The 9,438-nt window shown below is 51.5% G+C and carries 9 protein-coding genes, 1 tRNA gene and 1 pseudogene; 2 read left to right on the top strand and 9 right to left on the bottom strand.

From position 1 onward, the window contains the following. Positions 1–432, top strand: a 432-nt coding sequence (locus tag JRI46_11235; GenBank protein MBW2040140.1) for an HD domain-containing protein, incomplete at its 5' end; no start/stop codon positions are given. Further along, positions 429–1,169, top strand: a complete 741-nt coding sequence (locus JRI46_11230) for a hypothetical protein (protein MBW2040139.1) — start codon at positions 429–431, stop codon at positions 1,167–1,169. The genes JRI46_11235 and JRI46_11230, both read left to right, overlap by 4 nt. Before the next feature lie 134 nt (positions 1,170–1,303). Here the strand turns inward: JRI46_11230 and JRI46_11225 are convergent. The 9 genes and pseudogenes from JRI46_11225 to JRI46_11185 all read right to left on the bottom strand — a co-directional run bounded on the left by JRI46_11225 (position 1,304) and on the right by JRI46_11185 (position 9,309). Then, positions 1,304–1,377: transfer RNA gene (locus JRI46_11225), tRNA-Arg, on the bottom strand. Between the two features lie 67 nt (positions 1,378–1,444). After that, entirely contained in the window at positions 1,445–2,338 is an 894-nt protein-coding gene (locus JRI46_11220) for a sigma-70 family RNA polymerase sigma factor (GenBank protein ID MBW2040138.1), read from the bottom strand. A gap of 12 nt (positions 2,339–2,350) precedes the next feature. Then, positions 2,351–3,037 (bottom strand): M23 family metallopeptidase, encoded by a 687-nt coding sequence (locus JRI46_11215; protein ID MBW2040137.1) that lies wholly within the window; start codon positions 3,035–3,037, stop codon positions 2,351–2,353. Then, on the bottom strand, positions 3,037–3,501 hold the full coding sequence (locus tag JRI46_11210) for a TIGR00725 family protein (protein ID MBW2040136.1): 465 nt from the start codon (positions 3,499–3,501) through the stop codon (positions 3,037–3,039). Before JRI46_11210 ends, JRI46_11215 begins: the two co-directional genes overlap by 1 nt. Then, positions 3,483–4,166 carry a protein-L-isoaspartate(D-aspartate) O-methyltransferase gene (locus tag JRI46_11205; GenBank protein ID MBW2040135.1) on the bottom strand — a complete coding sequence of 228 codons (684 nt, stop codon included), beginning with the start codon at positions 4,164–4,166 and terminating at the stop codon, positions 3,483–3,485. The genes JRI46_11210 and JRI46_11205 overlap by 19 nt, the downstream gene beginning before the upstream one ends. Continuing rightward, complete coding sequence (gene mutS / locus JRI46_11200) at positions 4,136–6,802, bottom strand: DNA mismatch repair protein MutS (GenBank protein MBW2040134.1); 2,667 nt, start codon at positions 6,800–6,802, stop codon at positions 4,136–4,138. The genes JRI46_11205 and mutS overlap by 31 nt, the downstream gene beginning before the upstream one ends. A 289-nt stretch (positions 6,803–7,091) precedes the next feature. After that, positions 7,092–7,772, bottom strand: coding sequence for a 2-C-methyl-D-erythritol 4-phosphate cytidylyltransferase (gene ispD, locus JRI46_11195; GenBank protein MBW2040133.1), 681 nt, complete (start codon positions 7,770–7,772; stop codon positions 7,092–7,094). After that, the gene (locus JRI46_11190) at positions 7,769–8,608 is read right to left on the bottom strand and encodes a histone deacetylase (protein ID MBW2040132.1); all 840 of its coding nucleotides are present in this window, start codon (positions 8,606–8,608) and stop codon (positions 7,769–7,771) included. The genes ispD and JRI46_11190 overlap by 4 nt, the downstream gene beginning before the upstream one ends. Positions 8,609–8,883: 275 nt before the next feature. Beyond that, a pseudogene (locus tag JRI46_11185) lies at positions 8,884–9,309 on the bottom strand (putative toxin-antitoxin system toxin component, PIN family). Positions 9,310–9,438: the final 129 nt, after the last annotated feature.

The raw sequence follows: 9,438 nt of genomic DNA, 5'->3' as shown, positions 1-9,438 counted from the left end.
CAAACTGAGAAGAGGGATCTTCAAATTAGTGCCTATCTTCACGATATAGGAAAGGTAGGCATTACCAACACCTATATTTTCAAAGATGGCCCATTGGATGAGGACGAGTGGGCTGCCATAAGAGAACACCCAATAAAGGGGGTAAAAATTGTAGCCCCATTAAAACTTCCCTATGAAGTGATTGCAGGCATCAAGCATCATCATGAAAGGTTCGATGGAAAGGGTTATCCTGAAGGATTGATGGGTAAACAGATACCCCTTTTTGCCCGCATCATAGCCATTGCAGATTCCTATGATGCCATGACAGTGGGCAGGCCCTATAGGGCCCCATTGAGTAAGGGTGATGCAATGCTTGAACTTAAAAGGAACTCCAGCTCTCAATTTGATAGGGAACTGGTTGATGTCTTTTCAAAGGAGATGAAGAAAAAATGATGGGGAAATTAGTCCGATGCATAAAATGTAATGAAGTAATGAATATGACGGAATGGGACTCTTATCCTGAGTATATATGGAATAGTGGAGAAATTAAAGAGATAGAAATGAACGACAGAGAGGCGTTTTTACATAGACATAAAGGACATGAAATGGAAGAGTTGACTCCTGTAACTCCTCCTATAAGCGATAAACCTTATATAGAGCCGATGAAAACATGCTATTTTGAAGCTAGTAATGGTAATAAAAGATTCTTGGTACAAATGTGGCGTAACAAGATCGATAACCCTTTCGCTTATAAGATTATAAAGGGAAGAATAGAGATAAAAAATGAAAAGGTCCAAGTGCAAACTGAGGCCATAAAAAGGCAGATCCGAATGGAAAAAGGGTTTTGTATTTCTGAGGAAAAGGTAGATAAGTTTATAAAGGCCATCCAAAAGGAGGCTGAAAGGTTAAATCCTGAAACCCTTGAGGTGTCTGCCGAAGGTGATACCCCTTTAGTTTCCTACTGTAGATTGGATGATGATTGTGTGAGGCGGATTTTAACAAGATGCCAAGATGAATTTGACCAACAGAAACTTAAGCTATTAAGGGACTTTATCCTTCGAAATAACGAATATTATGATGTTATGACCTTAGTGGTGGAAAAGAGGTTCTCTATAAGGCAGGAACGAAGAAGCCGCCCGCACCATGAGAAAACGCCTCAAGCAAATCGAGCAAGATATAGCACCTTTTAAGGAAAAAATTCTGGAGATTTTCTAAACTCCTCACCCCCCGTCTTATCCGCTTTCCTCCCCTTGGAGGGGAAGGCGGATTTTTTTGCCCCCAGGGTTTTGCCCCGCCAAGGTTTGCAACTACTTCAAATTAAAAGCGCCCCCGGCAGGACTCGAACCTGCGACACCAGGATTAGGAATCCTGTGCTCTATCCACCTGAGCTACGGGGGCACTCCTTACTGTGTTTTTTCAATCTTTAACACCATCAAACCCCTGTGTCAAGCTCGTGGAGTTAACTTCAGACCTTCATATCATCCAACAAAATCACATCCTTCTCCTCCATCACCTTGCGCAGGCGCTGGAGGGCCTTAACCTCGATCTGCCGAATGCGCTCCCTGGTGACCTTAAAAATCTCACCGATGGCCTCCAAGGTCTTGGGTTCACCATCCCTCAGGCCAAAACGGAGATCGATCACCGCCTTCTCCTGAGGGGACAAGAGGTCCAACCAAGAGCTGATCAGCTTAAAGAGCTCTATATGTTCGGTGATGGAAAAGGGGCCCGGTTGCCCCTCCACCTTTAGGATATCCGCCAGATGATAATCTTCCTCTTCATTTAATGGAGTCTCGATGGAGGTGGCCTTGCGCACAGCCATCATCAAACGATTCACATAGCCCACTTCCACCCCCATCTCCTCTGACACCTCTTGGAGGAGGGGCTCACTACCCAATCTCTGCGTTAATGAGCGGGTGACGCGGATCATCCTCTTCATATCTCCGGCCACATGGGCGGGGAGTTTCACAGTCCTTGTCTGGCTCACCAAGGCCCTCTCAATGGATTGCCTGATCCAGAGGATTGCATAGGTGGAAAAACGACAGTTCTTCTCCGGCTTAAATTTCTCTACCGCCTTAATGAGCCCGATATTACCCTCTTCGATCAAGTCCAGCAGGGGAAGACCTTGCCCTATATACCTCTTGGCCACCTTGACCACCAACCTCAGATTGGACTCGATCATCCTCTTCCTCGCCCCTTCATCTCCTTGCACTATCCGGAGGGCCAGCCCCCGTTCCTCCTCCGGGGTGAGAAGCTTGGCTGCCCTTATGTCCTGAAAGTACAAGCGCAGGGAATCGAGGGATCCTTCCTCAGGATAGATCTCCTCTTCTTCTGCCCCAATGACCTCTTCCTCTACCTTCATGATTACCCTTCCCTAGGGCAGAAAACGCAAAGGATCCAGGGGCTTACTCCCCTTACGGATCTCAAAATGGAGGTGAGGACCCGTGGCATTACCCGTTTCTCCAACATTGGCGATGACCTCACCCCTCTTGACCCACACCTCTTCCTTCACCAAATTTGCCTGGTTGTGGGCATAGATGGTAAAGAAACTGTCTTTGTGCTCGATGATAAGGAGGTTCCCATATCCCCTCATCTTATTATCGCTGTAAACCACCCTGCCGCTATCCGCTGCCCTTATAGGGGTGCCTAAAGAGGCACAAATATCTATTCCATCATGCCTCCTTTGCCCATCCATAACGAACTTGGCTGTCACCTTCCCCTCTACCGGCCATATAAACCTCCCTTTCCCATATCTCACCGCCGGTGGTCTCCTCCTAGCGGTGACATCTTCTATATAGACATCCACCTTCAAGGCCTTTTTGGCCCCGGGGATAAAGATCCGCTGTCCCACCTCTATCTTATTCTTATCCTTGATCCTGTTTATTCTGGCCACCTTGTCCATATCAACCCCATAGGTCTTACATATCCGCCAGAGGGTCTGATGGCGTTCTACCGTGTGGTAAACGCCATGCTGGACACCACGGTAGACACCCCTGTGGTGCCGACACCCACTAGAAAAGACCAAAAGGACGACCAAGAAGACAGGGATAAACCTCATCATTAAAGCATGTTAATAAGCATGCCCACTGCTTCCCGCCCCCCCTCTACCAGAGGGACTTTACCCTCTAGCTTCCAGGTCCTGATCCCCACAATGGGCTTTCCCACTTTGAGGGCAATGGCAATCTCTGAGAGGGTTCCGGCCCCCCCATCGATGGCCACCAGTGCATCTGAGGCCTGGACAACGAGGATGTTCCTGGCGTGACCCAGACCCGTGGGTATGACCAGATCGACGTATGGGTTGGCGTCCATCCTGTTGCTGGTGGGTAGGATGCCGATGGTAGTACCCCCTGCCTCCTTGGCCCCGCGGCAGGCCGCCTCCATCACCCCTCCCAGACCACCGCAGACCAAGGAAAACCCCCTTCTGGCGATCTCACCACCTACCTCCCGGGCGATCTCGTAGACCTCTGAAGGGCACTTTCCTGCGCCGATGACCCCTATCTGTCCCTTTACCTTTCTGCCTTCCATCCATGATCTCCGATCAACTTCACAAACCGGCACCCCCCCAAATCATCCTCCTTGTACCCCTTCTCCTTTCTCACCAACCTGAGGAGGATTTGAGAGTATTCATCCCCCACAGGTACCACCAGCCTACCCCCTGTTTTCAGCTGCCGCAAAAGGGTTTGCGGGACCTCAGGGGCCCCGGCGGTGACGATGATCCCATCAAAAGGGGCCTCTTCCTCCCACCCATAAGTACCATCAGAAACCTTTATCAGGACATTGGGATAACCCAGCTCATCCAAGATCCTCCTGGCCCTGGCTGCCAGAGAGCTAATTCGCTCTATGGTGAAGACCCTCTCCGCCAGCTCCGCCAAGATGGCCGCCTGGTATCCGGAGCCGGTCCCGATCTCCAAGACCTTTTCATCACCCCTCAGCTCCAAGGCCTCGGTCATCAGGGCCACAATATAAGGTTGAGAGATGGTTTGTCCCTCTCCTATGGGCAAGGGGAAATCGCCATAGGCCTGAGGCCAAAACCCCTCTCCCAAAAAGATATGTCGAGGGACCTTCACCATGGCCCTCAGGACCCTCTCATCCTTTATCCTCCTGGCCACAAGCTGCTCTTGGACCATCTTTTTTCTGGTCAGGGCAAAATCCGTCGGCTTCAATCCCCCTCTTCCACCATCTTTTTCCATTGATATAGGAGATGAAGGGCCTCTAAAGGGGTCAAGCGATCGGGATCGATCCCTTTAAGCTTTCTGTATAACAGACCATACTTTCCCCCCAAGAGGCTCAACTGACCCCTCTCTTGATCTCCCCCTCTCCCCTTGGACCGGGCTAGCCTGGGTAAGCCCTTCTCATCCAACTCCCCCTTTTCCAAATTGGCCAGTACCTCCTTGGCCCGTTCCACCACCTCCTCGGGCAGGCCGGCCAGCCTGGCCACCTGGATACCATAGCTGCGACTCGTCCCCCCCTCCACTATCCTCCTGAGGAAGATGATCTCCCCGTTCCACTCACTCACCGCTACATTGTAATTCCTCACCCTGGGTTTGGTCATGGCCAGCTCGGTAAGCTCATGATAATGGGTGGCAAAGAGGACCTTGGGGCCTTTTTTATCGTACAGGTATTCCGCCACTGCCCAGGCGATGCTGAGGCCATCAAAGGTACTGGTGCCCCTGCCTATCTCGTCCAATATCACCAAACTCCTGGGTGTTGTCTCCTTCAATATACCCGCTGTCTCCCTCATCTCCACCATAAAGGTGCTCTCCCCCATGGCCAGATTGTCCGAGGCCCCTACCCGGGTGAAGATCCTATCCACCAAGCCGATGGCTGCCTCCTTGGCGGGTACAAATCCTCCTAGCTGGGCCATCAGGACGATGAGGGCCACCTGCCGGATATAGGTGGACTTGCCTGCCATGTTGGGGCCGGTGATTATGATCAGTTGGTTCTCCCCACAGTTCAGGCGGGCGTCGTTAGGGACAAAGGGCTCGAGCTGACCCATCCGTTCGACGACCGGATGTCTCCCCTCGAGGATGACGATCTCATCCTCCTCTGTGATCCGAGGCCTGTTATATCCATACTTGTCCGCCACCTCAGCCAAGGATAGGAGGGCATCGAGGGTAGCCAGGGCAGAGGCTGTGCCCTGAATTCTCCGGTTCTGTCCTGCCACCCGCTCCCGGAGGTGGCGGAAGAGCTCGTACTCCAAGGATTTGATCTTCTCCTCTGCACCCAAGACCTTGCTCTCGTACTCCTTCAGCTGGGGGGTGATAAACCTTTCGGCATTGGTCAGGGTCTGCTTACGTATGTAATTCTCAGGGACCAGATTCAGGTTGGCCCTGGTGACCTCAATATAGTATCCGAAGACCTGATTGTACCTCACCTTTAGGGAGGAGATCCCTGTGCGCTGGCGTTCCTGAACTTCCAATCGGGCAATCCACCCTTTGCCATCTCGGCTTATCCCCCTCAGCTCATCGAGCTCCTTGTCATATCCGTCCCTGATGATCCCCCCCTCAATGAGGGTGAGGGGTGGGTCCTCAACGATGGCATCTTCTATCCATTCGACCACCTCCCCCAATTCGTCCAAATCTCCCCTGATCTCCTTCAACAAGGGAGAGGTAAAGTCCGCTAATTGCTCTTTTATATTTGGAATCACCTTCAAGGTAGTCTTCAGGGCAACCAGATCCCGGGGGTTGGATCTCCCCATCGTCACCCTGGCGTTGAGCCTCTCCAGATCATAGACATCCTCTAGGAGTTCCCTGAGCTCGGCCCGCGCCAAAGGGATCTCTTTGAGCTGGGCAACGGCCTCCAGCCGCTTCTCGATCTTCCCTACATCCATGAGGGGATAGGAGAGCCACCCCCTCAGACTCCTGCCCCCCATGGCGGTGATCGTCTCATCCAAGACCTCTAGGAGGGTACCCCTCTTCCCCCTGCCCCCCAGAGAAGTGAACAGCTCGAGGTTCCTCTGCGTCGTCTCATCCAAGATCAAGTAATCCTCTACCCTGTAGAGGGACAGGGGCCTGATATGTCCTACATCGGTCTTCTGGTTCTTATAGACATAATGCAAGGCAGCAGCAGCAGCATGGAAGGGCTCCTCCATCACCCATGAAGGGATCAATTCCCCCATGAAGTCACCCGTTGAACCGGCCTCTGCCCCAGGTTGATAGTAGAAATCGGGTAAATAATTCACCACCATCGAGGGGAACTCCCTTTTCAGATCGTCCAGGAGCCCCTCATCCTTTAATTCTTCAGGGGCAACGGCCTCTTGTGGCCTGTTCTTTGTCACCTCACTCAGGAGGAGCCCCTCTCCATTTACCCGGCACCCCTTGAACTCGCCTGTGGAGAGGTCTAGAAAGGCGAGGCCGTAACCCCTTTCTCCCGGGCAAAGGCTCATCAAAAAGTTATTCTCCTTTTCCTTGAGGGTTTCCCCCTCCACCACCATCCCTGGGGTGATCACCTGGGTAACCTCCCTTTCCACCAGCCCTTTTGAGCCCCTGGCATCGCTCACTTGTTCGCAGATGGCCACCTTGTAGCCCTTCTCGATCAACTTGCCGATGTACGGGGCAGCAGCATGACAAGGAACTCCACATAGGGGGATCTTCTCTCTATCTCCTTTTTCCCTGGAGGTAAGGGCTATCTCTAAGACCTTGGAGGCGATCTTGGCATCTTCGAAAAACATCTCGTAAAAATCCCCCATCCGGAAGAAGAGGATACAATCCTGATATTCCCCCTTTATCCGCAGGTATTGTCTCATCATGGGGGTGAGATCCTTCTTCACGGCAACCTCCAAAACTTCTTGAGGGTTTGCTTTAACTCCCTCCCATGAAAATACCATTTCCCAAAAAGGGATTCAAGGATTCAAATTATAGAGTTCCAGGGGTCTAGGGGCCCAGGGTTCTAGTGTAAGACAAACCCCTTGAACCCTTAAATCCCGATTGAAGATTGATCACTGGAATCCTTGACCCCTTGAACCCCCAAAAAGAGAAAATTCCTTAGTGGGGTTTCAGGGGGTGAAGCCCCCTGAAGAAAGGCCGAAAATACCGTGGGCTAAATAGCCTTGAACATCTCCCCTTACCATAATATTTCACAGTAAATGGTAGCAAAATGGGGGGGGGAAGTAAAGCTTACCTCTGTTGAAGCAGGCGCTCCGCCAGCTCCAGATCAACCGGGCCCGTGATCTTTGCGTTGCGTGGATCTCCTGCTATTATCTTTACCTTATATCCCGCCTTCAGCACCAACCCGGCATCGTCGCTGGCCCCCCTGATCCCTGCCTCCAGGGCCTTGAGGTGGGCATCCCACAGGATGCGGAAGGGAAAGGATTGCGGGGTCTGGATCTGATATATCTGTTCACGAGGGAGTACTCTGACGATCTTCCCATCTAGGCATTCCACCAAGGTGTCCACAGCCCGCAGTCCGAAGGTCATCCCCTCACGACCTTCCTGGACGGCCACCTTAACCATCTCCTCGGTCACCAGGGGGCGGACGGCATCATGCACGACGACTATCTGAGGTGAATCATCCTTCAGGTATTGCAGGGCCTGCCAGCAGGATAGCTGCCTAGTCTCCGCCCCGGTAATTATCCCTTCTACCTTATGGACTGCGTAGGGCTTTAGGTCCGCGGTGCACCTCTGAACCCATCCTTTGGGTACCACCACCAAGATGGTATCAATGGAGGGGGAACGCTGAAAGGCCTCTACTGTGTGGACGATAATGGGCCTCCCGCTCAAAAGGAGAAATTGCTTGGGGATCTCCCTCTTGAACCTTTTGCCTGCCCCTGCCCCCAATATGATGGCCGTGTTCTTCATGAGGCCAAGATGCGGGCAATCTCAGGGAAGATCCGCTTTGCCACATCTGCGCGGGCTCCCCCATGGGTGATCACGATATACCCCCCGCCACAGATCTGGTCCGCCACATCCTTTATCATCTTTGCCAAGACGGGAAAAAAGTCAGGGGTGAGGCCGCGATCGCCATAGTCCCCCTGACAGGTATCGTGTCCGAAGTTATGAAAGATCAGTTGGGGGTGAAACTCTCTCACTCGGGGTTCAAACTCTTCCTTTACTCGCTGCAGGTACTCCTGGTCACTGGTCCTCCAACCCACATCTACATCGAACTTGGTGCCGTCCTCGGATACCCAGTCAATGTCGCAAAAACAGACATGTAAAACATCTTTGTCTTTTTCAAAGACCGCCCTCGTCCCATCTCCGTGATGGCAGTCGGTATCGATTATAGCAACCCTTTTCCAACCGTACCTTTCGCGCAGATGGACTACCGTTGGACCCGTGCAGGAAAGATACGTCCCTCCCCATGCCGAGGAAGGACTGGCATGATGACCAGCCGCGACGGAAAAGACCAGGGCGTTTTTCAGGCGACCCTCTGCTATCCCCTGTGCAGCGGCTACACACCCCCCCACCGCCCGCAGGGCACCCTGGTAGTACCAGGCATCTTTCACCCTGCTCAGGAGTGAGGGGGTGTGGACCTTGAGTAAGAGCTCCTCTTGGACCGGCTCAGAGGTATAGAGCGTAACGTTGGGCAGTTCAAGGACATCCCCCAAGGCCTGGGGGAAGCCCCTGAACTTGTTCCCGATGATGGGCCAATCCCCTTCTGACATGAGGGGATGAAAGAATATACCCGTGTTCCTCATTTCATCCTGAAAAAATCGACCTCGAGGGGAGTCGAAAAGAAGTTTTTGCGAAGCAAAAAATGGGCACCTTTACCCCTTCCATCCCCTTGGTCTCTACAAGATACATGATCTCTTTACACCTCGATTGGGGGCCAAGAAACTCCCGCTGGCATTGCCAGAATTCAAGAAGCTTCCTTGTTACCTGACTTGACCCTTCATATCGCTTCTGTTGCCAGGTTTGGAGGACTTACCTGATTTTTTGGTCTATTTCATAAAAACTACAACACCTAAAGGTCTTATTTTTTATGTTCAAGAAAGGATCTTGGAGAAACTATCCTTAATTTGGATAACTCAGTCTTCAATGCGGTTTCATCTATCTCAAGGAGATCTTTATCTCCAGTAACCAAAAAATCAGCACCAGCAGCAAAGCAGCATTCAAGGATCATATTATCTTCTTTATCTCTACAAAGTGACAAACTCTTTTCCGGAACAACCACCTTGGCATTAACAACAAATGAGGCGATACCAGAAAGGAGTGACCTCAATTGAACATGGGTTATCTTGCCCTCAGCCTCAAGTTCAATTGGTGTATCCCTATATTCTTTAAGGAGTTGTGGAGAAACCCATACCTCAGTCTCGGTAAATGCCTTTTTGATTGCATTTTCAGGAATGCCTCCGAAGGCAAAGGCGGATATGAGCACCCCAGTATCAACAACTACCCTATCTTTACGTTTCTTCGTAGGCTTTTTTCCTCACCTTTTTAACAGCCTTCTCTATATCCTTAACTGTTAATGTTGTCTTTCTGAAGGTTTCCCCCGCAATCTTAAGAGCAGCCTCCAGCCTTTCCTCCG

It is taken from the genome of Deltaproteobacteria bacterium, from assembly GCA_019308925.1.
Lineage (GTDB): Bacteria > Desulfobacterota > B13-G15 > B13-G15 > RBG-16-54-18 > JAFDHG01.
The sequence above is the reverse complement of the archived record's forward strand: the minus strand, read 5'-3'. Positions and strand labels throughout refer to the sequence as shown.